The sequence below is a fragment of the Streptomyces sp. NPDC001410 genome (assembly GCF_042895235.1).
Lineage (GTDB): Bacteria > Actinomycetota > Actinomycetes > Streptomycetales > Streptomycetaceae > Streptomyces.
This window is the reverse complement of the sequence record NZ_JBIAWE010000017.1, coordinates 47,572-70,447: the sequence shown is the minus strand read 5'-3', so window position 1 is coordinate 70,447 and position 22,876 is coordinate 47,572. Positions and strand designations below refer to the sequence as shown.

Genomic DNA, 22,876 nt, shown 5'->3' with positions numbered 1-22,876 from the left:
GCAGCCGCACCCCACGTCCAAGGATGCGGCTGCCGATGTACGCAACGACGGTTCTCAGACCAGCGTCACGGTGATGTTGCCCCGAATCGCCTTCGAGTACGGGCACACCTGATGCGCCCTCTCGATCAGCTCCCGAGCAACACTCTCCTCGACGTTCGGGATCTCCGCGGAGATCTCCACGATGATCCCGAACCCCTCCTCGTTCCGCCCGATCCCCACCTTCGCGGTGACGGTCGAACCGGAGACGTCGACGCCCTCCTGCCGGGCGACCACGCCGAGCGCGCCCTGGAAGCAGGCGCTGTACCCGGCGGCGAACAGCTGCTCCGGGTTGGTACCGGCGCCGCTGCCGCCCATCTCCTTGGGCGGGTTCACGACGACGTCGAGCTTGCCGTCGTCGGTGGCGACCCGGCCGTCGCGGCCGTTTTCCGCGGTGGCGACGGCGGTGTACAGGACGTCTGACTGCTGGATGGGCATGCGGTTGTCTTCCTCCTCGGCCCGCCGTGACTCGCGCCCACGATCGACGGCGGATTTCGGAAAGAAGTTACCGCATTCCGGAAAGTCTAGGCCAGGGGTGGAGGCTCGTCAGAGCTTGACGATCATCTTGCCGGTGTTGTCGCCGCGCAGGACCCCGAGGAACGCCTCCAGGTTGTTCTCGATGCCCTCGACGACGGTCTCGCGGTACTTCAGCTGCCCGGACGCCACCCACGGACCGACCTCGGCCACGAACTGCGGCTGCAGATCGTAGTGGTCGCCGACCAGGAAGCCCTCGATGCGGCCGCGGGTCTGGATCAGCCGGGTGAGGTTCCTCGGGCCGGGGGCGGGCTCGGTGTTGTTGTAGACGGAGATCATGCCGCAGACCGCGATCCGGCCGCCCTCGTTGAGCGAGCCGATGGCCGCCTCCAGGTGGTCGCCGCCGACGTTGTCGAAGTAGACGTCGATGCCGTCGGGAGCGGCCGCGCGCAGCTGCTCGGCCACCGGGCCGTTCTTGTAGTTGAAGGCGGCGTCGAAGCCGTACTCCTCCACCAGCAGCTTGACCTTCTCGTCGGAACCGGCCGAGCCGATGACCCGCGAGGCGCCCTTGAGCTTGGCGATCTGCCCGACCTGGCTGCCCACGGCACCCGCGGCGCCGGACACGAACACGACGTCGCCCTCCTTGAAGGAGGCGGTGCGCAGCAGGCCGGCGTAGGCGGTCAGGCCGGTCATGCCGAGCACCCCGAGGTACGTCGACAGCGGTGCGGCCGCGGGGTCGACCTTGACGGCCTGCTTCGCATCGAAGGCCGCGTACTCGCGCCAGCCGAAGAAGTGCAGGACGTGGTCGCCGACCGCGATGCCCTCGGCGTTGGAGGCGACGACCTCGCCGACCGCGCCGCCCTGCATCACCTTGCCCAGCTCGAAGGGGGCGGCGTACGACTTCGCGGCACTCATCCGGCCGCGCATGTACGGGTCCACGGAGAGGTACTTGTTCCGTACCAGAATCTGGCCCTCACCCGGCGTCGGGACCTCTGTCTCGACCAGGGCGAAGTCCTCGGGCTTCGGCCAGCCGACCGGTCGGCTGAGCAGGTGCCATTCGCGGTTGATCATGACAGTGCCTTTCGAGATTTACTTCAGAACCTGAAACAACCATGCACCTGAATATTTCAGGATGTCAAGTAACGGGGTATCCTGGGGTCCATGTCCACCCCAGAGAAGACCCGCCGCCCCGACGCCGTGACCATGGAGGTCGTCGAGCTGATCGGGGACGTCGTGGCCCGCTTCTACGCGGACTACGAGCTGGCGGCGGGCGAGCACGCACTGACCGGTCCGCAGGCCCGCCTGCTCAGCCTGCTGTCGCTGGAGCCGCTGCCCATGCGCAAGCTGGCCCAGAAGCTGAGGTGCGAGCCGTCGAACGTGACCGGGATCGTGGACCGCCTGGAGGCACGCGGCCTGGTGGTGCGCCGTCCCGACCCCGCCGACCGCCGGGTGAAGCTGGCCGCCCCCACCGACGAGGGCCTGCGGGTCGCCCGCGACCTGCGCGAGGGCCTGCGCTTCGCCCGCGAGCCCCTGGCCGGCCTCACCGACGAGGAGCGAAGCTCCCTCAGGGACCTGCTGCGCCGCATGCTGGACGCGTAGCGCCCGCCCGCCGGCCCGGACAAGGTCGTGAACAAGCAGGCGGCGTCCCCCGATAGGGTTCCCCCATGCGCGATCTCGGGGTGGGTTTCGGTTATCTCCTCAAGGGCCAGCGGTGGGTCGGCCGGCACGGCAAGCAGTACGGCTTCGGCCTGCTGCCCGGCCTGATCGCGCTGGTTCTGTACGCGGCGGCGCTGGTCGCGCTCGCCTTGTGGGGCGAGGACGGCGTCGCCTGGGCGACCCCGTTCGCGGACGACTGGTCGAGCCCCTGGCAGGGTCTGTTCCGCGGCTTCCTCACGGTCGTGCTCTTCGCGCTCGGCCTGCTGCTGGCCGTCCTCACCTTCACGGCCGTCACCCTGCTGATCGGCCAGCCCTTCTACGAGAGCCTGTCGGAGAAGGTCGATGAGGACGTCTCGCCCGACGGCACCGCACCCCGCTCCGACCTCCCGCTCTGGCACGAGCTGTGGATCTCGGCCCGCGACAGCCTGCGGATCCTGGTCCGGGCCATGCTGTGGGGCATCCTCCTCTTCGGGCTCGGCTTCCTGCCCGTCGTCGGCCAGACGGTCGTCCCCGTGCTCGGCTTCTTCGTCACCGGCTTCTTCCTCACCGAGGAACTGACCGCCGTGGCCCTCCAGCGCCGCGGGGTCGAACTCCGCGCCCGCCTCACCCTGCTCCGCTCCCGCAAGTCCCTGGTCTGGGGCTTCGGCACGCCCCTCGGCCTGGCCTTCCTGGTCCCGTTCGTCGCGGTGTTCCTGATGCCGGGCGCGGTCGCGGGGGCGACCCTCCTCGCCCGTGACCTGCTGGGCGAGGAGAGCGCCGAGGAGGAGGACGCCGAGGACGGGGTGCGGGTCACTTCCTGAACGTGGCCTGCGCCGCCACCGTCACGATCGACCGCACCTGCGCGATGATGTCCAGCCGGCTTTGGACGAACTCCGGGTCGGTCACCGTGCCCGTCGCCGGGTCGGTGTTGCCCGCGCCGAACTGCAGCACGGGCGTGTGCACGTGGCCGCCCGGCAGCGTGTCGTGCAGGCCCAGCCGGTCCCGGAGCAGGGTCGCGCGGTAGGCGATCTCGTTGGAGAGGTAGTTGCCGCCGCCTCCCGCACGGGCGGTCGAGCCGGCGGTCGGTCCGTCCGGCCGTACGACGGGATCGGTGCCGCCCGCCGGGACCTCGGTCACCTCCGTGTGGTCGTACACCGGGAACCGGCCCGTGTCCGCGGCCGTGATGGCGGCGTACGGCAGTGTCGTCGTCGTCCACTGGGGCTGTGTGGCCGGATCGGTGACGGGGACGGTCTCGGTGCGGGAGACGTTGTCGTTGTCCGGGAAGCCGCCCCGCCAGGCGCCGTTGCTGCGCTCGATGTCGAAGCGCCCGACCCGGCCCTGGCTCACGGTCGTGAACAGGTCGACCTTCGGCAGGTGGGGCCGGAGCGTCCGCTCCACCGTGCCGTCCGCGAAGTCCTGCCAGCGCACGGGGAACACGGCCGTCTCCACCCGGGCCGGACCCTCTGCCGTCTCGATCACCGTGCCGTCCAGCGCCAGCGCGCTCGCCCCGGACGGGTTGGAGATACGGATGTCCCGGTCGAGCGTGAAGGGGTCGAAACCGGTGAGGAGGACCCGCCTCAGGTGCGGCTGCCCCGGATAGCGGATGTCGGTCTGACCGCGTGAGGTGGGCTCCAACTGATCCAGCAGGGCGGACCGTTGGGAGTCGGTGAGGCTGAACTCCGGCTCCCAGGTGCGCACTTCCCGGGTCATCCCGAGGCGCGCCCAGTACAGCGGCCGGTCGTCGTCCCGGCTCAGATCACCGCCCCCCGGCCCCCGCCCCTGCGCCCGCTCCACGGCCCGCCGCCACAGCGCGGACCCCTCGCGTACGACGATGCGGCGGGCCTGCGGGTAGGAGTGCGCGCGCTCCAGAGCATCGGCGAACTCCGGTGCCACGCCGTCGAATCCGGAGCGGCGCAGAATCTCCTGCGGTACAGCCTTGTCGAGCCGCTGCTCCTCGACGGTGGGGGAGGCGGCGGCCGCCTGGGTGGCACAGGCCGTCGCCCCGGGAGCCGACAGTCCGGCCAGCAGAGCCATACCGAGCACGGCGGTGCGTAGGCGTAACGAGGTCACGGGGGTTGGGGTCCTTCCGTCGCTGCGGGACGCGTGGTGCGGGGAAGTATCGCGTGCGGGGAGTGGTCTACGCCATGGTGCGGACCGGTGGGGGCTGGTCGCGTCCGGCACCCCGCAAGCGCGGGCAAGCGAGACCCACCCCCGGCGTCCTTCGTCGGGAAGTAGTGCAGCAGCCCCTGCTGGGCGGATGCAGGATGAGAGGGATCCAAGGCACTCAGCGAGGAGGTACCGCTGTGGCGGAGACAGACAAGGCACGCGCAGACGAGGCCCGCGAGACGGCCGTGGAGGCCGCGCTGGGACGCCTCGAACTCGACGCCAAGGCACGGCTGCTGGCCGGGCAGGACATGTGGACCCTGCCCGCCCTGCCGGAGATCGGCCTGAAGTCCCTCGTCATGTCCGACGGCCCGATCGGCGTCCGGGGCGTGCGCTGGACCGCCGACGACCCCTCCGTCGCCCTGCCCTCGCCGACCGCGCTCGCCGCCACCTGGGACCCGGCCCTCGCCCGCCGCGCCGGCGTGCTGCTCGCCCAGGAGGCCCGCCGCAAGGGTGTCCACGTCCTGCTCGCGCCGACCGTGAACCTGCACCGCTCCCCGCTCGGCGGCCGCCACTTCGAGGCCTACAGCGAGGACCCCTACCTGACCGGCGAGATCGGCTCCGGCTATGTGACCGGCGTCCAGTCCGGCGGCGTCGGCACCACCGTCAAGCACTTCGTCGCCAACGACGCCGAGACCGACCGCTTCACCGTGAACAACCTGGTCTCCGAACGCGCCCTGCGCGAGCTGTACCTGGCCCCCTTCGAGGCGATCGTCGCGAACGCCCACCCCTGGGGGATCATGACCGCCTACAACCAGGTCAACGGCACGACCATGACCGAGCATCATCACCTGGTCAACGAAGTCCTGCGCGGCGAGTGGGGATTCGACGGCTTCAACGTCTCCGACTGGATGGCCGCCCGCGACACCGTCGGTGACATCGAGGGCGGCCTCGACGTCGCCATGCCCGGCCCCGAGACCGCCTACGGCGAAGCCCTCGCCCGGGCCGTCCGGGACGGCCGGGTCGCCGAGTCCACCGTCGACGCGGCCGTCCGCCGGGTACTGCGCCTCGCGGCCCGCGTCGGCATCCTGGACGGCGCCGAACCCGTCGTCACCGAGCCGCCCGCGCCGGTCGACGGCGAGGCCCTGGCCCGCGAGATCGCCCGTCGCTCCTTCGTCCTCGTACGCAACGAGAACAGTGCACTCCCGTTGAGGGCCGGCACGGTCGCCCTGATCGGCGCCGCCGCCCGCGACGCCCGCGTCCTCGGCGGCGGCTCCGCCACCGTCTTCCCCGCCCGGATCGTCTCCCCGCTCGACGGCCTCACCGCCGCCCTCCCCGAGGGCACCCTCAGCTACGCCGTGGGCGCCGACCCGGCCACCGAACTCGCCCCCGCCGGGCAGGGCTTCACGCTCAGCGCGGTCTGCCGGGACACCGACGGCAACGTCATCGGCACGGGTACCGCCCCGAGCGGCCACATCCAGTGGATGGGCGCCGACCTCCCCGAGGGCGTCACCCACGACAACCTCCACACCGTCGAACTGACCGGCGCCTTCACCCCGTGCGAGTCGGGCCCGCACACCTTCGGCATCAAGGGCATGGGCGCCTTCACCCTCACCATCGACGGAACGACGTACTACGACGACGTCCAGCGCCCCGAGAGCGACGACCCCTTCGAGACCCTCTTCGCGCCCCCGACGCCCCGCGCCCAGGCCGAACTCGTCGCGGGTGAACCGGTCGACGTCTCCCTGACCCACGTGGTCCGGTTCCCCGAGAACATCCGCATGAAGGTCGTCACCTTCGGCCTCGCCCACTCCGGCCCCCAGCGCGACCCCGACGAGCTGATCGCCGAGGCCGCCCGGGCCGCCCGCGGCGCCGACACGGCCGTCGTCATGGTCGCCACCACCGACCGCGTCGAGTCCGAGGGCTTCGACCGCACCGACCTCCGCCTCCCCGGCCGCCAGGACGACCTGGTCCACGCCGTCGCCGCCGCCAACCCGAACACCGTCGTGATCGTCAACTCCGGCTCCCCGGTCGAACTGCCCTGGCGCGACGAGGTCGCCGCCGTGCTGCTGACCTGGTTCCCCGGCCAGGAGGGCGGCGCCGCCCTCGCGGACGTGCTGACCGGCGCCCACGAGCCCGGCGGCCGCCTCCCCACCACCTGGGGCTCCCTCACCGACGCCCCCGTCACCCAGGTCGTCCCCGCCGACGGCGAACTGCCCTACACCGAGGACCTGCTCATCGGCTACCGCGCCTGGGAGAGGGCCGGCCGCACACCGTCGTACCCCTTCGGCCACGGCCTCGGCTACACCGACTGGACCTACGAGGCGCTGGAGATGGACGGCACCACCGCCCGCATCCGGCTGCGCAACACCGGCGACCGGCCCGGCCGCGAGGTCGTCCAGATCTACGTCGCCCCGGCCGAGCCCGACACCGAGCGCCCGGCACGCTGGCTGGCCGGATTCGCCGACGCCGAGGCCGGACCCGGCGAGAGTGCCGAGGTGACCGTCGAACTGCCCCGCCGCACCTTCGAGGTCTGGGACGACACGGCGAAGGCGTGGGCATTTGTGAAGGGTTCGTACGAGATCACCGCTGCCCGCTCGATCTCGGACCACAGGCTGACCGCGACGATTAACGTCTGATCCGGGACAGTCTGCACACACCGCGGACAAAGTCCCCACATACAGCCCCGGTCCGGGACCTGACCCCTGGACCGGGGCTCAGTCAGCGGACCGAGAAGCCGTACACCGTCTCCGAGCGGAAGACCCGGCCCGGCCGCAGCTCGGTGCTCGGGAAGTCCGGGTGGTTCGGGGAGTCCGGGAAGTGCTGGGTCTCCAGGGCGATGCCGTCGCCGGGGGCGAAGGGGGCCGCGAGGTGGTCGGCGGTGTAGAGCTGCAGGCCCGGCTCGGTCGTGGCCACGGTGAGCACCCGGCCCGACGCCGGGTCGTACAGCTCGGCCACCTCCTCGGCCGCCTCGGTCACCCCCTTGTCCAGCACGAAGTTGTGGTCGTAGCCGGAGCCCACCTTGCGGGCCGTACGGAAGTCGAAGCGGGAGCCGGAGACGTCCGTCAGCGCTCCGGTGGGGATCAGGTCGGCGTCCACCGGCGTGTAGCGGGAGGCGGCCAGCCGCAGTTCGTGGCCGCCCGCGTGGCCGGAGCCGCTCAGGTTCCAGTACGTGTGGTTGGTGAGGTTGATGACCGTCGGCGCGTCCGTGACGGCCTCGTAGGCGATCCGCAGCGCACCGGACGCGTCCAGGGTGTACGTGGCCGCCACCTCCAGCCGGCCGGGGAACCCCTCCTCGCCGTGCGGGCTCACCCGGCTCAGCCGCAGCCCGTTCTCGACCGGCTCGACCTCCCACACCCGCTTGTCGAACCCCTGTGAGCCGCCGTGCAGCGAGTTGGGGCCGCTGTTCTGCTCCAGCGCGTATGTGCAGCCGTCCAGTGGGAAGCGGCCGCCCGCGATGCGGTTGGCGTACCGGCCGACCAGAGCGCCGAGAAACGGCTCCGGATGCTCCCGGTAGCCGTCGAGCCCCGGGAACCCCAGCACCACGTCCGCCGTGTACCCGTCCCGGTCCGGGACCTCGACGGACTCCACGATCCCGCCGTACGACAACACCCGCACCCGCACCCCGGCCCGCTCCAGCGTCCAGCGGTGCACCGGGGTGCCGTCGGAAAGTGTGCCGAAAAGTTCGCTCATGTGGGAAACCCTAGGTCACGGCCGTTCCGCGGTCACCGTGCGGTAGGCGATCTCGGCGAGCCGTGCCTGGCCGTTCCGGCTCGGGTGGAACCAGTCCCAGTGGCTGAGCTGCTCCGTGTCGAAGCGGTAGTCGAAGACCGCGTTGCGGTCGAAGCGGCAGCGGCGGTCCTTGGCGCACACGTCCTTCAGCACCGCGTTGTAGGCCTCCACCCGCTTCTGCACCTTGTCCCGGCGCAGCGTGGCCCTGACGGTCAGGTCGTCCGCGTCCCCCAGCATCGACGGGCAGATGCCCAGCTTCCACACCTGCTTGCCCAGCGGGTTCGTCCGGCCCGCCGACCACAGCCGCTTCAGGTTCGGCACGCTCGCCACGTACACCTGCGTCTTCGGCAGCGCCGCGCGCAGGGTGGCCAGCGACTCCTCGAAGTCCGAGCGGAAGGAGGCCACCGAGGTCATCGCCCGGGCCGACGAACGGCACGCGTCGTTCGCACCGATCATCACCGTCACCAACTGGGGGCCACGGGCGGCCGCCTGGGCCATCTGCTCCGGCAGGTCGGCCATCCGGGCACCGGTCACCGCGTAGTTCCAGCTGCGCTCCGCCGCCCCCGTCACCCCCAGCAGCCGCACCGCCAGGCTGTCCACCTTGGCGTCGCTGCCCGTCGCCCACGACACCTCGGGGCAGTCGGAGAGCACCGTGCACGCGTCGAACCCGCGCGTGATGGAGTCCCCGACCGCGGCGATCGAGTCCGGGCTGCGGTTCCACACCGGCGTGGGCCGGGGCGAGGGACGGGACGCGCTCGCCCCGGAATCCTTCGTACCGTCACCACCGCCACCGAAGGCGTCACACCCCGCCGTGCTCAGCACGGCCGCCGCCACGACGGCAAGGGCAGCCCGCGCACGGTGGCTTCGCTTCCGCATCCCTGCTGATCCCCTCGCTCGATGTGGAGTGGTCGCTCTTATAACAACGCGCGAGGGTTCCCGGCCCGGGGACCTTGGAACGGCTCACCCCCGTACAAGCGTCCCCCTGGGTGAATGGCGGGAGTTTCCTGGCACTGGGACCGACGGTACGTCACACTCCTTGCGCCGCCGCAGGGTAGCCTCGCCATCAACGCGGCCGTCGCGCCACAGCCGCCCAGCCAGTCCGCAAGATGTCCCGCTCTGCCCGGAGGTTCCGGTGACGACACGTGGAGTTCTGTACGTGCACTCCGCGCCGCGCGCGCTGTGCCCGCACGTCGAGTGGGCCGTCGCCGGGGTGCTCGGCACGCGCGTCAACCTCGACTGGATCCGGCAGCCCGCGGCACCCGGCACCTGGCGCTCGGAGTTCTCCTGGCAGGGCGAGGTGGGCACGGCCTCCAAGCTGGCCTCCGCCCTGCGCGGCTGGCACCTCCTGCGCTTCGAGGTCACCGCCGAGCCCTGCCCCACCGCCGAGGGCGAGCGCTACAGCTGCACCCCGGACCTCGGCATCTTCCACGCCGTCACCGGCATCCACGGCGACATCCTCATCCCTGAGGACCGCCTGCGCGCGGCCCTGCTCCGTAGCCAGCGCGGAGAGACCGACCTGGAAGCAGAACTCTCCAAGCTCCTCGGCAAGCCGTGGGACGACGAACTGGAGCCCTTCAGATACGCGGGAGAGGGAGCACCGGTGCGGTGGCTGCACCAGGTGGTGTGAGTACCGGGACATGAGGAAGGGCCCCCGCCGTCAGGCGGGGGCCCTTCCTCATGTCTCTCAGACGGTCCGGAACGCCAGGACCACGTTGTGCCCACCGAATCCGAACGAGTCGTTCAGTGCGGCGATCCGACCCTCGGGGAGAGCCCGCGCCTCACCGACGACGACGTCCGCGTTGACCTCGGGGTCCAGCTCGCGCACGTTGATCGTCGGCGGAGCCGTACGGTTCACCAGCGCCAGGATCGACGCGACCGTCTCGATACCACCGGCGCCACCCAGCAGGTGACCCGTCATCGACTTGGTCGCGGAGATCGCCATGTGGTCGACGTCGTCGCCGAACACCTTCCGCAGCGCCTTGATCTCGGCCACGTCACCCTGCGGCGTCGAGGTGGCGTGCGCGTTCACGTGCACGATCTCGGCCGGCTTCAGGTCCGTGTTGTCGAGCAGGTTCTGCAGCGCGGCCGCGATGCCGTTGCCGGACGGCTCGGGCTGCGTGATGTGGTGGGCGTCGGCGGAGATGCCCTGGCCGACCGCCTCCGCGTAGATCCGGGCGCCGCGGGCCTTCGCGTGCTCCTCGGACTCCAGGACGATCACACCGGCGCCCTCGCCGAGCACGAAGCCGTCACGACCGGAGTCGTAGGGACGCGAGGCGCCCTCGGGGTCGTCGTTGTTCTTGGACATCGCCATCATGTTGCCGAACGCGGCGATGGGAAGCGGGTGGATGGCGGCCTCGGTACCACCGGCCACGACCACGTCCGCACGCCCGGTGCGGATCATCTCGATCGCGTACCCGATGGCCTCCGCGCCCGAGGCGCAGGCCGACACCGGGGTGTGCACACCGGCGCGGGCACCCAGCTCGATACCGACGTTGGCCGCCGGGGAGTTGGGCATCAGCATCGGCACGGTGTGCGGGGAGACACGGCGTACGCCCTTCTCCTTGAGCACGTCGTACTGGTCCAGGAGCGTCGTCACACCGCCGATTCCGGAGGCGATGACCGCACCCAGCCGGTCCGGGTTCACGGACACGTCCTCACCGGCCTTGGCGGTGAATCCGGCGTCCTTCCAGGCCTCCTGAGCGGCGATCAGCGCGAACTGCGCGGACCGGTCCAGCTTGCGGGCCTGCGGGCGGGGGATGATCTCGCCCGGCTCGACGGCGATCTGTGCGGCGATGCGGACCGGCAGTTCGGCCGCCCAGTCCTGCTCGAGGGCGCTGACTCCGGACTTGCCGGCGAGCAGGGCCTCCCAGAACGAAGCTGCGTCGCCACCCAGCGGTGTGGTTGCGCCGATACCGGTGACGACCACGGTGCGATTGGTCGGGCTCACGGGAATTCTTTCTCCAACGGATGCGGGATTCATACGGCGCCACCGCCGGGTGGCGGGGCCTTGCAGCCTGTGACCTAAAGGGTGGCTCAGGCCTGGTGCTTGAGGATGTAGTCCGTGGCGTCGCCGACGGTCTTGAGGTTCTTGACGTCCTCGTCGGGGATCTTGACGTCGAAGCGCTCCTCGGCGGCGACGACGACCTCGACCATGGACAGCGAGTCGACGTCCAGGTCGTCGGTGAAGGACTTGTCCAGCTGGACGTCCTCAACCGGGATGCCGGCGATCTCGTTCACGATCTCGGCGAGACCTTCGACGATCTCTTCCTGAGTGGCGGCCATGTTGGCGCTCCTTCTTCGATAATCCAGACGGTTTGTGGCAAATGATCCCGCACCGGATCGCATGATCCGGCACGGAGTGCCTAGGGGAGGGTAACGACCGTCGCGGCGAACACGAGACCCGCCCCGAAGCCGATGAGAAGCGCGGTGTCGCCGCTCTTCGCCTCCCCGGTCGCCAGGAGCCGCTCCATCGCGAGCGGAATCGAGGCGGCCGAGGTGTTGCCGGTGGTGCGGATGTCACGGGCGACCGTGACGCTCTCCGGCAGCTTCAACGTCTTCACCATCGAGTCGATGATCCGCATGTTGGCCTGGTGCGGAATGAAGACGTCCAGGTCGTCCGGGGTGATTCCGGCCGCGTCCAGCGCCTGCTGGGCGACCTTCGCCATCTCGAACACGGCCCAGCGGAACACCGCCTGGCCCTCCTGCGTGATCGCAGGGAACTTGACGTTGCCCTCGCTGTCGACGGGCAGTTCGGAGAGGTCTCCGACGTGGAACCGGTCCCAGGGGACCGTCTGCTTGATGGTCTCGGCCTTGTCGCCCTCGGAGCCCCACACGGTCGGGCCGATCGCCGGCTCCTGGGAGGGGCCGACCACGACCGCGCCGGCGCCGTCACCGAACAGGAAGGCCGTGGCCCGGTCCTCCAGGTCGGTCAGGTCGCTCAGCCGCTCCACGCCGATGACGAGCACGTACTCGGCGGAACCTTCCGTCACCATGCCCTTGGCGAGGGTGAGGCCGTAGCCGAAGCCCGCGCAGCCCGCCGAGATGTCGAAGGCGGCGGCCTTGGCGGTGCCCAGCTTGTCGGCGATCTCGGTGGCGATGGCCGGGGTCTGGCTGAAGTGCGAGACGGTCGAGACGACCACGGCGCCGATCTGCTCGGCGGCGATGCCCGCGTCGGCGATCGCCTTGCCGGAGGCCTCGATGGCCATCGCGGCGACCGTCTCGTCGGGGCCGGCCCAGTGCCGGGTCTCGATACCGGAGCGCGAACGGATCCACTCGTCGGACGAGTCGATCTTCTCCAGGATCACCTCGTTGGGCACGACCCGGACCGGCCGGTAGCCGCCGACACCGAGGATGCGCGCGTACGGGGCGCCCTTGCTGGGCTTGATCTTCGCCATGTGCGTTACGGCTCCTTAAGCGTCGGCGCCCGCTGCGGCAGCAGCGGAATCAGCTGCTGCGGCGATGAGCTCGCGGGCCGCGTCGAGGTCGTCGGGGGTCTTCAGGGCCAGCGTCTTGACACCCGGAAGGGCCCGCTTGGCCAGGCCGGTCAGCGTGCCGCCCGGGCACATCTCGATGAGCGCGGTGACACCCAGTGCCTTGAACGTCTCCATGCACAGGTCCCAGCGCACCGGGTTGGCGACCTGGCCGACCAGCCGCTCCAGCACCTCGGCGCCGGTGGCGACGGCCTGGCCGTCCTTGTTGGAGACGTAGGTGACCTTCGGGTCGCCGGGCGTCAGCTCGGCGGCGGCCTTGGCCAGCGCGTCCACGGCAGGAGCCATGTGGTGCGTGTGGAAGGCGCCGGCGACCTTCAGCGGGACGATCTTGCGGACGCCCTCGGGCATGTCCTCGTTCAGCGCGGCGAGCTGCTCCAGCGTGCCCGCGGCGACGATCTGGCCCGCGCCGTTGACGTTCGCGGGGGTCAGGCCCAGCTTCTCCAGGTGCGCGACGGAGACCTCGGGGTCACCGCCGAGCAGCGCGGACATGCCGGTCTCGGTGATCGCGGCGGCGTCGGCCATGGCCAGACCGCGCTTGCGGACGAGGCCGAGCGCGGCGGTGTCGTCCAGGACGCCCGCGAAGGCGGCGGCGGTGATCTCACCGACGCTGTGGCCTGCGACGGCGCCCGGGGCGATCTCGGAAATGTCACCGAGTGCCGCGGCGGACAGGATGCCGGCGGCGACCAGCAGCGGCTGAGCCACCGCGGTGTCGCGGATGGCGTCCGCGTCGGCCTGGGTGCCGTAGTGGACCAGGTCCAGTCCGATGGCGTCCGACCATGCGGCGACACGGTCGGCGGCACCGGGGAGGTCGAGCCAGGGAGTCAGGAAGCCGGGCGTCTGGGCGCCCTGGCCGGGAGCGACGAGTACGAGCACTCTCACACTCTCTCTTGGGGACGGCCGAGGCCGCCCGTGGGGACAGGGACGAAGAACACGGGGGGCTTTTGTAGGGCCCCGACAAAAGCCTAGAGTTGGGCGTCTCCTTCGGCCAGACGCCCCAGGATCAGCGCGATCCGCAGTGTGAAGGCGGATCGTACATCCGAAGGCGACCAGCCGGTGACGTCTGTCACACGTCGGAGCCGGTAGCGCACGGTGTTCGGGTGAACGAAGAGCATCCGGGCCGCGCCCTCCAGGCTGCTCGCCTGCTCCAGGTAGACACTCAACGTTTCCAGGAGCGCCGACCCGGCTTCCTCCAGCGGTCTGTAGATCTCCTCCACCAGCTGCTCGCGGGCGCTCGGATCGCCCGCGATGGCGCGCTCCGGCAGCAGATCCTCCGCCAGCACCGGCCGCGGCGCGTCCTGCCAGGCGGAACACGCCTTCAGCCCCGCGGCGGCGGCCTGCGCGGACCGCGTGGCGGCCAGCAGATCGGGTACGACGGGCCCGGCGACGACCGGTCCGGCCGCGAACGGCCCGATCAGCGACTTGGCGACGGCGAGCGGATTCGCGCTGCCACCCGCGATGACGACGAGCCGGTCACCGAGCACCCCGGTGAGCACCTGGAGCTTGGCGTGCCGCGACGCCCTCCTGATCGCCTCCACAGTCAGCTCGCTGTCCCCGTCGGGAGCGGTCCCGAGCACGACACACACATGCTCCGGCGAGTTCCAGCCGAGCGCGGCGGCCCGGCTGACGGCCCCCTCGTCGGCCTCCCCGCTCAGCACGGCGTTGACGACGAGCGACTCCAGCCGCGCGTCCCAGGCACCGCGTGCCTCGGCGGCCTGGGCGTAGACCTGGGCGGTGGCGAAGGCGATCTCGCGGGCGTACACGAGCAGCGCCTCGCGCAGCACGTTCTCGTCGCCGGGCGCCGCCACCTCGTCGATGGCGCTCTCCATGACCTCGATGGTGGTCCGCACCATCTCCACGGTCTGCCGCAGCGTGATGGCCCGGGTCAGCTCGCGGGGCGCCGTCCCGAAGACATCCGTCGAGATCGCCTGCGGAGCATCGGGATGCCGGAACCACTCGGTGAAGGCGGCGATGCCCGCCTGGGCCACGAGCCCGATCCAGGAACGGTTCTCCGGGGGCATGGCCCGGTACCACGGCAGCGTCTCGTCCATGCGTGCGATGGCCTGCGCGGCGAGGCTCCCGGAGGACTTCTCCAGCCGCTTCAGGGTCGCGGAGTGCGGGTGGACGACATGTGCTGCGGGTTCGCTGTGACGGGATTCGGGTTCGGGCACGTGGACAAGACTGCCTTATCCGGACGTGAGCGTGCGTCGCCGGGGTCAGCAGGTGAGACGCCCCGCCGGGCCGAGGGGGTGTGTGCGCGGTCTACGGTGGTGCCGTGATGGACGTACGGCGCGCCGCAGAGCGCTACCCCGGAGGGGACCCAGGGGCCGGGATCGACACCCGCCACGCCTTCTCCTTCGGCCCGCACTACGACCCCGAGAACCTGCGTTTCGGCGCGGTGATCGCCTGCAACGAGGAGCGGCTCGCCCCCGGCTCCGGCTTCGACGAGCACCCGCACAGCCACACGGAGATCGTCACCTGGGTCGTCGAGGGCGAACTGACCCACCGCGACTCCACGGGCCACGAGACCCGGGTCCGTCCCGGAGACGTCCAGCACCTCAGCGCGGCGGCGGGCGTCCGCCACGTGGAGCGCAACGACGGCTCCACCCCCCTGACCTTCCTCCAGATGTGGCTGGCCCCCCTGACCCCCGGCGGCGACCCGTCCTACTCGATCGTCCCGGGCATCGCCGACTCCACCCCCTACGCACTCCCGGCCGCCGGCGCAATGCTCCACGTCCGCCGCCTGGCCCCGGCAGAGCGGACGGCTGTGCCGGACGCGGCGCACGTCTACGTCCACGTCGTGCGCGGCGAGATCAACTTGGCGGGGGAGACGCTGGGCCCCGGGGACTCGGCCCGGATCACGGAAGCGGAGGGCCTGGAAGCGGTCGGGGTCACGCCGGCGGAACTGCTGCTGTGGGAGATGGCGCCGTAGGGGGTCGTCGTTCGGCTGCGGGCCGGTGGGGGCTGGTCGCGCAGTTCCCCGCGCCCCTAGGGATGCGTAGCTGCGGGCAGTCGTGCCGCTGGGGCGGCACGGGTGGGCGCAGCGGCACCCCGCAAGCGCGGGTGAGCGAGACCCACCCCCGGCGGGCAGCAGTGGACCTCAGCCTCGCAGCTCCGTGAGCACCGCGTCCGTGAACGCCGGCCACGCCTCGATCGCCCAGGGGCCGAACGCGCGGTCCGTCAGGGCAACACCGGCCACCCCGGCATCCGGGTCGATCCACAGGAACGTACCGGACTGGCCGAAGTGTCCGAACGTGCGCGGCGAAGACGAAGACCCCGTCCAGTGCGGCGACTTGGAGTCACGGATCTCGAAGCCGAGCCCCCAGTCGTTGGGGTTCTGGTGCCCGTAGCCAGGGAGGACACCCTTCGTCCCCGGATACTGCACGGACATCGCCTCGGCGACCGTACGCGGATCCAACAGCCTCGGCGCCTGCACCTCCGCCGCGAACCGCAGCAGGTCGTCCACCGTCGAAACGCCGTCCTTGGCGGGGGACCCGTCCAGCGACGTCCGCGTCATCCCCAACGGCTCCAGCACCGCCTGCCGCAGATACTCCGCGAACGGAATGTCCGTCGCCTTGGCGATGTGATCCCCGAGCTGCTCGAACCCGGCGTTGGAGTACAGCCGCCGCTCCCCGGGAGGCGCCATCACCTTGTGCTCGTCGAAGGCCAGCCCGGAGGTGTGCGCGAGCAGATGTCGGACGGTCGCCCCGGCCGGCCCGGCCGGCTCGTCCAGCTCGACGGCACCCTCCTCGTACGCGACCAGCGCCGCGTAGGCCGCCAGCGGCTTGGTCACCGAGGCCAGCGGAAACCGGTGCCCGACGGGCCCATGGGTCCCGAGGACGGTCCCGTCGGCCCGTACGACACCGGCCGCGGCGGTGGGAACCGGCCAGTTCTCGATCAACGCGAGGCTCTTCAGCGACATGCCGTCGAGCCTAAGCGCTCAGAGCTTCAGCTCCATCAAGGGGTCCGGCCTGGGCAGGAAGCCGAGGCCGGCGTAGAGCGGCACGGCCTCGGCGGACGCGGTGAGGTGGACGCGCCCGGCGCCGCGCTCGCGGAACCACTCCAGCAGCGCGACCATGCACGCACGCGCGATCATGACCTGCCGCAGTCGCAGCACTTCCTCGGCGTGTTCGGGCAGCGCCCGGCGTACGAGACTCATGTCCCGCACGCTAACGACCGCCGCCCGGCCCCGTCGTGCGCATTTCTTACCGGGTTCGGCTTGCTTCGAGTGCACTCGAAGGCCATAGCGTGGGGGCCATGACGGTGATGCAGACCGAGGAGAACGCGAGCAGGACCGACATCTGCGCAGCCCCGCCCCGGCGGCACCCACGCCCCGACGGCCAGGACCGCTACACGATCAGCGAGGTCGTCGCCTTCACCGGCCTGACCGCGCACACCCTGCGCTGGTACGAGCGGATCGGGCTGATGTCCCACATCGACCGCTCCCACACCGGCCAGCGCCGCTACAGCAACCGCGACCTGGACTGGCTGGACTTCGTGACCAAGCTGCGCCTGACCGGCATGCCGGTGGCGGACATGGTCCGCTACGCGGAACTGGTGCGCGAGGGCGAGACGACCTACCCGGAACGCCAGGCCCTGCTGGAGTCGACCCGCCGGGACGTGCTGGCCAGGATCGCGGAGCTGCACGACACCCTCTCGGTCCTGGACCGGAAGATCAGCTTCTACTCCACGGGGCGCTGACTACATTTCGGCCAGCAGTTCCGCCTTCTTCGACGAGAACTCCTCGTCCGTGAGCAGCCCCGCCTGATGCAGCTCCCCGAGGTGGCGGATCCGCTCGGCGATGTCGGCCGGGTCCCGGCGTGCCGGGGCCGGTACCGCCGGTACCGGCCCACGGGTGCGTACGGCCTCCAGGACGGCCGCCGCGAACGGCAGCGACTCGTGCACCGGGCCGTATCCGAGCCCGAAGACGACGGACGCCGGATCCTGGTCGGGCTGCGCCGGCCGGGCGGAGCCGCCCTCGCGGGGCAGCAGCCGTAGATGCCCCTCGAAGACCTCCGGCGACCGCCACTCCACCCCGCTGAGGCCGGCGACCGCGAAGCTCTGGTCCCCGGCCTTCCACTTCGCCGAGGACGCTCCCGTCCAGGACCACCGGAACTGCACGGTCGTCCCGTCGAAGGACGCCTTCCCGTCGTACGCCTTGAACTGCAGCGGCGCCTCCGGCGCGGCCACCAGGTACCGGTCGGTGGGCCCGGACTCGGTCAGCAGCCCCTTCAGCTCGTCCGCGTAGTACTCCGCGAGCGTCGACCGCTCGGCCGGCAGCGCCAGCCGGTACGGGTCGGAGCTCTCGCGCAGCTGCCCGGCCGCCGCCTCCCACAACGGGTCGGCCCCGACGCGCGGCCGCAGCCGCAGTGCGACGGTGCCGCGCTTGCCCGGCGTGAGAGTCACTTCCTCGACCGCGGACAGCGGGATCCGCCGTTCGCCCAGCGCCTGGAACAGCTTCGGTGTCCGAATCCCCCGTTCGTAGCGGATGAGCACGGAGTCGGACTCGAACTCCCAGACGGCATGAAAACCCGCCAGTACGTCACCCATGCGGCTCATCGTATGCGGCACGTGCTCCTCCGTCGCCACCCGCGCAGACCGCACTTCCTGCTGTTTCTACGCGCGTTGGGCCATCGACGTGCGGGGCAGACCGGCCCGGCACGCATCGTTCTCGCGTGCGCAGGTGACCGCGTCGTACGCGCCCACCCCGATGTCGGCGAGGTTGCGCAGGCTGTCCGTGCCCGGCTGGAAATAGCCTGCGTGACCCTGCGCGTCCCGTGCCGACAGCACCCGCGCGCCGAACGACGAGGAGACCGGGTCGGCGCCGTGCCCGAGCCCGCCTACCTCCAGGTACGGCACGTCCTGCACCCAGTCGGTGGCGTCCCGCATCGCCCACACCCGGGCCGAGGTGCCGAGGCCGGAGGCCTTGCCGACCCGCATGCCGGGGCTCGCGGCCACCGCTATGTCGGTCACCCGGCGGGGCATGTCGTGCGCGGCGACCCCGCAGACCACCGAGCCGTAGCTGTGGCAGAACATCGACACCGGAGCCTTGCCCGGCAGGGCGTGCAGCAGCGCGTTCAGGCGCAGGGCGCCCTCCGCGGCGCGCAGCCCCGTGGCCGCGTCCACGCCGAGTCCGTCCGGCGCGGTGTAGTCGGCCCAGGCGATCACGGCCGTACGGGTCGTGGGGCTCTGCGCCCGCTCGGCCGCGTACAGGGCCTTGGCCATGCCGACCGGGGCGCTGTACCTGCGGTTCGTGCGCTGGAAGGTGAGCAGGTCGGTGTCGACGCCGGGGACGACGACGGAGATCCGCTCGGCCTTGGTCAGGTTCCCGAACACCTCGGCGATCCGGCCCGAGCCCTCGGGGTCGAAGGCGAGGATCTGCCGCTCGGGGTTCAGCAGTGACTCGTAGCGGTGCATACGACGCCCCGCCTCCTGCTGGCCGGCCGCGCTGAGCCGGCTGTCGTGCATGCGCTTCTTCTCGACCTTGCGGGCCTGCTCCAGCGCGACGTGGTTGGCGCGGTAGCGCAGCGAGACGGGGGCGCCGTTCATGTTGCCGACCGCGAGGGGGTAGCGGTGGGCGAGGCGGTCCTGCTCGTGCGGGGTGAGCGAGGCGAAGAAGCGGGCGAGCCGCGCGGGGGAGCCCTCGGGGTCCGGCAGGTGCAGGCCGTGGATGCTGCCCTGCTCCCACTTGGCGAGCGAGGCCTGCAGCGCGGTCGCTTCCCGGTGGCTGCGCAGCGCGGTCCAGCCGGTGGTCGCGAGCATCACGAACACCACGGCCAGCGCGAGCAGCATGCGCCAGACGTTGAGTTGCGGGGAGGTGTCGAAGGAAGTCACTGGGAGGACACACTAGGAGAACGGGAGGGTCTCGGGGTAACCGAGTGACAGGTATCACGTTTCGTGAGGCGTCGAACGAACCCCGAACGACCTCAGGTGATACGCCAGTTCCCGGTGAGCGCCGAACCCACCTGATCGAGGTACGACGCGGTGAGTTCACGGATCGCCTCCACGCTGAAGTCGTCGCCCGTGCTCCACTGTCGCTCGGTGACCCTTATCACCCCGCCGAAGACGGCCACGGCCAGCCGCGGCCGCGGGTCGGCGTCCACGTCGACGCCCTCCCGTTCGGCGAGCAGCCGCGCGAGGGTCTCCTCCGTGGCCACGGAGCGCAGCAGATGGGCGGCGAGCAGGGACGGGGTCGACTCGATCGTCCGGTACATGCGCACGTACAGCTCGACCGGTACGACGGCCTCGACGGCCTCGCGCAGCCCGTCCCAGCCCTCCAGCACGGCCTGCCGCAGCGTCTCCATCGGGGTCTCGTGCACCGGCCGTTCCCGCACCGCCGCCACGAAGCGGGCCTCCGCCAGGTCCTGGACGGCGAAGGCCACGTCCTCCTTGCCGGCGAAGTAGCGGAAGAAGGTGCGCTGCGAGACGCCGACGGCCTCGGCGATCTCGTCGACGGTCGTGTGCTCGTACCCCTGGGTCGTGAACAGTTCGAGGGCGGAGCGCAGCAGGGCGTCCCGGGTGCGCTGCTTCTTGCGCTCACGCAGTGTTTCCATAATGTGTCAGTTACCGACTTGTGAATTGGTTTGTCAATTGTCAGCGGCTGTCACTAGCCTCGAACACATGACTAGTCAGACCACCATCGACACGACGGGGCCGGCGGACAAGGCGCCGGCGGCCCCGTCGGAGGCGACCCCGGCCGCGGGGCTGCGCGGGCACCCGTGGCTCACCCTCATCACCGTCGCCGTAGGGGTCATGATGGTGGCCCTCGACGGCACCATCGTGGCGATCGCCAACCCGGCCATCCAGAAGGACCTCAAGGCGAGCTTCGCCGACGTCCAGTGGATCACCAACGGGTACTTCCTCGCCCTCGCGGTCTCCCTGATCACCGCGGGCAAGCTCGGTGACCGCTTCGGCCACCGGCAGACCTTCCTCATCGGCGTGACCGGCTTCGCCGCCGCTTCCGGCGCCATCGGGCTGTCGAACAGCATCGCCGCGGTGGTCACCTTCCGCGTCTTCCAGGGCCTGTTCGGCGCGCTGCTGATGCCGGCCGCGCTCGGTCTGCTGCGGGCCACCTTCCCGGCCGAGAAGCTCAACATGGCGATCGGCATCTGGGGCATGGTGATCGGCGCCTCCACCGCGGGCGGCCCGATCCTCGGCGGCGTCCTGGTCGAGCACGTCAACTGGCAGTCGGTGTTCTTCATCAACGTGCCGGTCGGTCTGCTGGCCCTGGTCCTGGGCGTACTGATCCTGCGCGACCACCGCGCGGCCCTCGGGCGGAGCCCGGAAAACGGATACAGCGCCCCGCGCTCCTTCGACATCCTCGGCATCGTCCTGCTCTCCGGCGCGATGTTCTGCCTGGTGTGGGCCCTGATCAAGGCGCCGAGCTGGGGCTGGGGCTCCGGCCGCACCTGGCTCTTCATCGCCGCATCGGTGCTGCTCTTCGCCTTCTTCGCCTTCTGGGAGACGAGGGTCGCCGAACCTCTGATCCCGCTGGGCCTGTTCCGCTCGGTGCCGCTGTCCGCGGGCGTCGTGCTGATGGTCCTGATGGCGATCGCCTTCATGGGCGGCCTGTTCTTCGTGACGTTCTACCTCCAGAACGTGCACGGCATGAGCCCCATCAAGGCCGGTCTGCACCTGCTGCCCCTCACCGGCATGATGATCGTCGGCTCCCCGCTCGCGGGCGCCGCGATCACCAAGCTCGGCCCGCGCATCCCGCTGGCCGGCGGCATGGCCGCGACCGCGATCGCCATGTACGGCATGTCGACGCTCAAGGCCGACACCGGCAGCGGTGTGATGTCGATCTGGTTCGCCCTGCTCGGCTTCGGCCTCGCGCCGGTCATGGTCGGCGCCACCGAGGTCATCGTCGGCAACGCGCCCATGGAGCTGTCCGGTGTGGCGGGCGGCCTCCAGCAGGCGGCCATGCAGATCGGCGGCAGCCTCGGTACGGCGGTGCTGGGTGCCGTGATGGCCTCCAAGGTCGACAGCGACCTGCCGGGCAACTGGACCGGTGCGGGGCTGCCGCCGCTGACGCCGGCTCAGTCGGACAAGGCGTCCGAGGCCGTTCAGGTCGGTGTGGCCCCGGTCGCCAAGGGCACCCCGGAGCCGATCGTCGCGAAGATCACCGGCGTCGCCCATGACACGTTCATCTCCGGCATGAGCCTCGCGTCGCTGGTGGCGGCGGGCGTGGCGGCGGTCGCCGTCCTCGTCGCGCTGCTCACCAAGCGGGGGCAGAACGCGGAGGCAGGCGCGGGAGTCGGCCACATCTGAGGCCCCGTCCGAGGCGGATTTCCCCTATCAGGGTGACTCCGCTAAAGATTCCTCGCACTCGGCGCGCGCCGCAGGTCACAGTGGGTCAGGTCCTCCGCAGGGCATGGGAGGACGACCGGGCCGCGGCGCGCGCTGCGGAGGGGGCTGCGCGCGCCTTCGCCTTCGGCGATTGGGCCGTGCTTCGTCTGCGGGCCGGTGGGGGCTGATCGCGCCCACGCGGCGGTAGCCGCATGTCAAACACAGCCCCGCGCCCCTAAAAACCTGCGCAGCTGCGGGCAGTCGTGCCGCTTGGGGCGGCACGGGTGGGCGCAGCGGCACCCGGCCAGCGCCGGTAAGCGGACCCACTCCCGGTCGGCAACAGCACCGGGCGCCCGCTCAACTCCGCTGCTCCTCCCGATCCGCAGCCAACCGAGCCACTTCCGCCCGCAGCAAGCGAACCTCCTCCGCCAAAGAAGCAATCGCCTCCGTCTGCCGCCGCTCCTCCACATCGTCCTTCTCGAACCGCGAGATGAACCACGCGGCGATGTTCGCGGTCACGACACCCAACAGCGCGATCCCCGACAGCATCAGCCCGACCGCGATCATCCGCCCCAGACCGGTCGTCGGCGCATGGTCCCCGTACCCCACGGTCGTCATCGTCGTGAAGGACCACCACACCGCATCACCCAGCGTCCGGATGTTCCCGTTCGGCGACTCCCGCTCCACCGACAGCACCGCGAGCGACCCGAACATCAGCAACCCGACCACCGCCCCGCCGACATAGGTCGTGAGCCGGATCTGTGAGGCCATCCGCGCCCGCCGCCCCACCAGCAGCAGCGTCGACACCATGCGCAGCAACCGCAGCGGCTGCAACAGCGGCAGCACCACGGCGCACAGGTCTATCCAGTGCGTCCGGACGAATTCCCGGCGCCGCCGGGTGAGCGCCAGCCGCATCACGTAGTCCACGGCGAACGCGCCCCACACCACCCACTCCGTGGCCGTGCAGGCGACCGTCAGGGACCGGCTGGCGGGGTTGTCCACGATCGGTACGGCATACGCGACGGCGAACGCCACCGCGAGCGCCAGCAGCGGTCGTTGGGTGCGCTGTTCCCAACGGGCCTGCGCCGACTGTTCGTTCATGGCCGCATAGTAAAGAAAAAGTA

The 22,876-nt window shown here is 70.9% G+C and carries 22 protein-coding genes and 1 pseudogene; 7 read left to right on the top strand and 16 right to left on the bottom strand.

The window, feature by feature from the left end; genetic code table 11:
• Window positions 1–54: 54 nt before the first annotated feature.
• Window positions 55–474: an organic hydroperoxide resistance protein gene (locus ACFY3C_RS32700; RefSeq protein WP_390773335.1), complete on the bottom strand. Its 420-nt coding sequence runs from the start codon at window positions 472–474 to the stop codon at window positions 55–57.
• A gap of 108 nt (window positions 475–582) precedes the next feature.
• Window positions 583–1,581, bottom strand: a complete 999-nt coding sequence (locus ACFY3C_RS32695) for an NADP-dependent oxidoreductase (protein ID WP_390773334.1) — start codon at window positions 1,579–1,581, stop codon at window positions 583–585.
• 90 nt (window positions 1,582–1,671) lie between these two features.
• Here ACFY3C_RS32695 and ACFY3C_RS32690 point away from each other — a divergent pair, with 90 nt between their 5' ends.
• Together ACFY3C_RS32690 and ACFY3C_RS32685 are read left to right on the top strand one after the other, a co-directional pair.
• The gene (locus ACFY3C_RS32690; protein ID WP_390773333.1) at window positions 1,672–2,109 is read left to right on the top strand and encodes a MarR family winged helix-turn-helix transcriptional regulator; all 438 of its coding nucleotides are present in this window, start codon (window positions 1,672–1,674) and stop codon (window positions 2,107–2,109) included.
• A gap of 65 nt (window positions 2,110–2,174) precedes the next feature.
• Window positions 2,175–2,966, top strand: coding sequence for an EI24 domain-containing protein (locus ACFY3C_RS32685; protein WP_390773332.1), 792 nt, complete (start codon window positions 2,175–2,177; stop codon window positions 2,964–2,966).
• Here ACFY3C_RS32685 and ACFY3C_RS32680 read toward each other — a convergent pair.
• The gene (locus ACFY3C_RS32680) at window positions 2,956–4,215 is read right to left on the bottom strand and encodes a pyroglutamyl peptidase (RefSeq protein ID WP_390773331.1); all 1,260 of its coding nucleotides are present in this window, start codon (window positions 4,213–4,215) and stop codon (window positions 2,956–2,958) included. The two genes, ACFY3C_RS32685 and ACFY3C_RS32680, sit on opposite strands and share 11 nt — an antisense overlap.
• Window positions 4,216–4,448: 233 nt before the next feature.
• Between ACFY3C_RS32680 and ACFY3C_RS32675 the strand changes: the two genes are divergently transcribed.
• Window positions 4,449–6,887: a glycoside hydrolase family 3 C-terminal domain-containing protein gene (locus ACFY3C_RS32675; protein WP_390773330.1), complete on the top strand. Its 2,439-nt coding sequence runs from the start codon at window positions 4,449–4,451 to the stop codon at window positions 6,885–6,887.
• An 82-nt stretch (window positions 6,888–6,969) separates the two neighbouring features.
• Here ACFY3C_RS32675 and ACFY3C_RS32670 read toward each other — a convergent pair whose 3' ends face one another.
• Window positions 6,970–7,941: an aldose epimerase family protein gene (locus ACFY3C_RS32670; protein WP_390773329.1), complete on the bottom strand. Its 972-nt coding sequence runs from the start codon at window positions 7,939–7,941 to the stop codon at window positions 6,970–6,972.
• Window positions 7,942–7,956: 15 nt separating this feature from the next.
• On the bottom strand, window positions 7,957–8,856 hold the full coding sequence (locus tag ACFY3C_RS32665; RefSeq protein ID WP_390773328.1) for an SGNH/GDSL hydrolase family protein: 900 nt from the start codon (window positions 8,854–8,856) through the stop codon (window positions 7,957–7,959).
• Between the two features lie 256 nt (window positions 8,857–9,112).
• Between ACFY3C_RS32665 and ACFY3C_RS32660 the strand changes: the two genes are divergently transcribed.
• A complete protein-coding gene (locus ACFY3C_RS32660; protein WP_145883325.1) occupies window positions 9,113–9,607 on the top strand; it encodes a DUF3145 domain-containing protein in 495 nt (164 codons plus the stop codon).
• Between the two features lie 57 nt (window positions 9,608–9,664).
• On the opposite strand, the gene fabF is transcribed toward ACFY3C_RS32660, so the two are convergent.
• From fabF to ACFY3C_RS32635, 5 genes are all read right to left on the bottom strand, one after another.
• Complete coding sequence (gene fabF, locus ACFY3C_RS32655) at window positions 9,665–10,927, bottom strand: beta-ketoacyl-ACP synthase II (protein ID WP_386572169.1); 1,263 nt, start codon at window positions 10,925–10,927, stop codon at window positions 9,665–9,667.
• Between the two features lie 86 nt (window positions 10,928–11,013).
• The gene (locus tag ACFY3C_RS32650; protein ID WP_046425089.1) at window positions 11,014–11,262 is read right to left on the bottom strand and encodes an acyl carrier protein; all 249 of its coding nucleotides are present in this window, start codon (window positions 11,260–11,262) and stop codon (window positions 11,014–11,016) included.
• A gap of 80 nt (window positions 11,263–11,342) precedes the next feature.
• A complete protein-coding gene (locus tag ACFY3C_RS32645; RefSeq protein ID WP_386572171.1) occupies window positions 11,343–12,374 on the bottom strand; it encodes a ketoacyl-ACP synthase III in 1,032 nt (343 codons plus the stop codon).
• A 15-nt stretch (window positions 12,375–12,389) separates the two neighbouring features.
• Window positions 12,390–13,343, bottom strand: coding sequence for an ACP S-malonyltransferase (locus ACFY3C_RS32640; protein ID WP_390773327.1), 954 nt, complete (start codon window positions 13,341–13,343; stop codon window positions 12,390–12,392).
• An 89-nt stretch (window positions 13,344–13,432) separates the two neighbouring features.
• Entirely contained in the window at window positions 13,433–14,638 is a 1,206-nt protein-coding gene (locus tag ACFY3C_RS32635) for a PucR family transcriptional regulator (protein WP_390773326.1), read from the bottom strand.
• Window positions 14,639–14,745: 107 nt separating this feature from the next.
• Here ACFY3C_RS32635 and ACFY3C_RS32630 point away from each other — a divergent pair, with 107 nt between their 5' ends.
• On the top strand, window positions 14,746–15,399 hold the full coding sequence (locus tag ACFY3C_RS32630; RefSeq protein ID WP_390773440.1) for a pirin family protein: 654 nt from the start codon (window positions 14,746–14,748) through the stop codon (window positions 15,397–15,399).
• A 168-nt stretch (window positions 15,400–15,567) separates the two neighbouring features.
• On the opposite strand, the gene ACFY3C_RS32625 is transcribed toward ACFY3C_RS32630, so the two are convergent.
• Together ACFY3C_RS32625 and ACFY3C_RS32620 are read right to left on the bottom strand one after the other, a co-directional pair.
• The gene (locus ACFY3C_RS32625) at window positions 15,568–16,389 is read right to left on the bottom strand and encodes a serine hydrolase domain-containing protein (protein WP_390773325.1); all 822 of its coding nucleotides are present in this window, start codon (window positions 16,387–16,389) and stop codon (window positions 15,568–15,570) included.
• An 18-nt stretch (window positions 16,390–16,407) separates the two neighbouring features.
• Window positions 16,408–16,557, bottom strand: a pseudogene (locus tag ACFY3C_RS32620) (GNAT family N-acetyltransferase); the annotation flags it as partial.
• 167 nt (window positions 16,558–16,724) lie between these two features.
• Here ACFY3C_RS32620 and ACFY3C_RS32615 point away from each other — a divergent pair.
• Window positions 16,725–17,168, top strand: coding sequence for a MerR family transcriptional regulator (locus ACFY3C_RS32615; RefSeq protein ID WP_389174017.1), 444 nt, complete (start codon window positions 16,725–16,727; stop codon window positions 17,166–17,168).
• Here ACFY3C_RS32615 and ACFY3C_RS32610 read toward each other — a convergent pair whose 3' ends face one another.
• The 3 genes from ACFY3C_RS32610 to ACFY3C_RS32600 form a co-directional block, all read right to left on the bottom strand.
• Entirely contained in the window at window positions 17,169–18,017 is an 849-nt protein-coding gene (locus ACFY3C_RS32610) for a DUF4429 domain-containing protein (protein ID WP_390773324.1), read from the bottom strand.
• Window positions 18,018–18,083: 66 nt separating this feature from the next.
• Window positions 18,084–19,301 carry an alpha/beta hydrolase gene (locus tag ACFY3C_RS32605; protein ID WP_390773323.1) on the bottom strand — a complete coding sequence of 406 codons (1,218 nt, stop codon included), beginning with the start codon at window positions 19,299–19,301 and terminating at the stop codon, window positions 18,084–18,086.
• A 92-nt stretch (window positions 19,302–19,393) separates the two neighbouring features.
• Window positions 19,394–20,020, bottom strand: coding sequence for a TetR family transcriptional regulator (locus ACFY3C_RS32600; RefSeq protein WP_386572183.1), 627 nt, complete (start codon window positions 20,018–20,020; stop codon window positions 19,394–19,396).
• A 67-nt stretch (window positions 20,021–20,087) separates the two neighbouring features.
• Between ACFY3C_RS32600 and ACFY3C_RS32595 the strand changes: the two genes are divergently transcribed.
• Complete coding sequence (locus tag ACFY3C_RS32595) at window positions 20,088–21,734, top strand: MFS transporter (RefSeq protein WP_390773322.1); 1,647 nt, start codon at window positions 20,088–20,090, stop codon at window positions 21,732–21,734.
• Window positions 21,735–22,109: 375 nt separating this feature from the next.
• On the opposite strand, the gene ACFY3C_RS32590 is transcribed toward ACFY3C_RS32595, so the two are convergent.
• Window positions 22,110–22,853: a potassium channel family protein gene (locus tag ACFY3C_RS32590; RefSeq protein WP_390773321.1), complete on the bottom strand. Its 744-nt coding sequence runs from the start codon at window positions 22,851–22,853 to the stop codon at window positions 22,110–22,112.
• Window positions 22,854–22,876 lie beyond the last annotated feature (23 nt).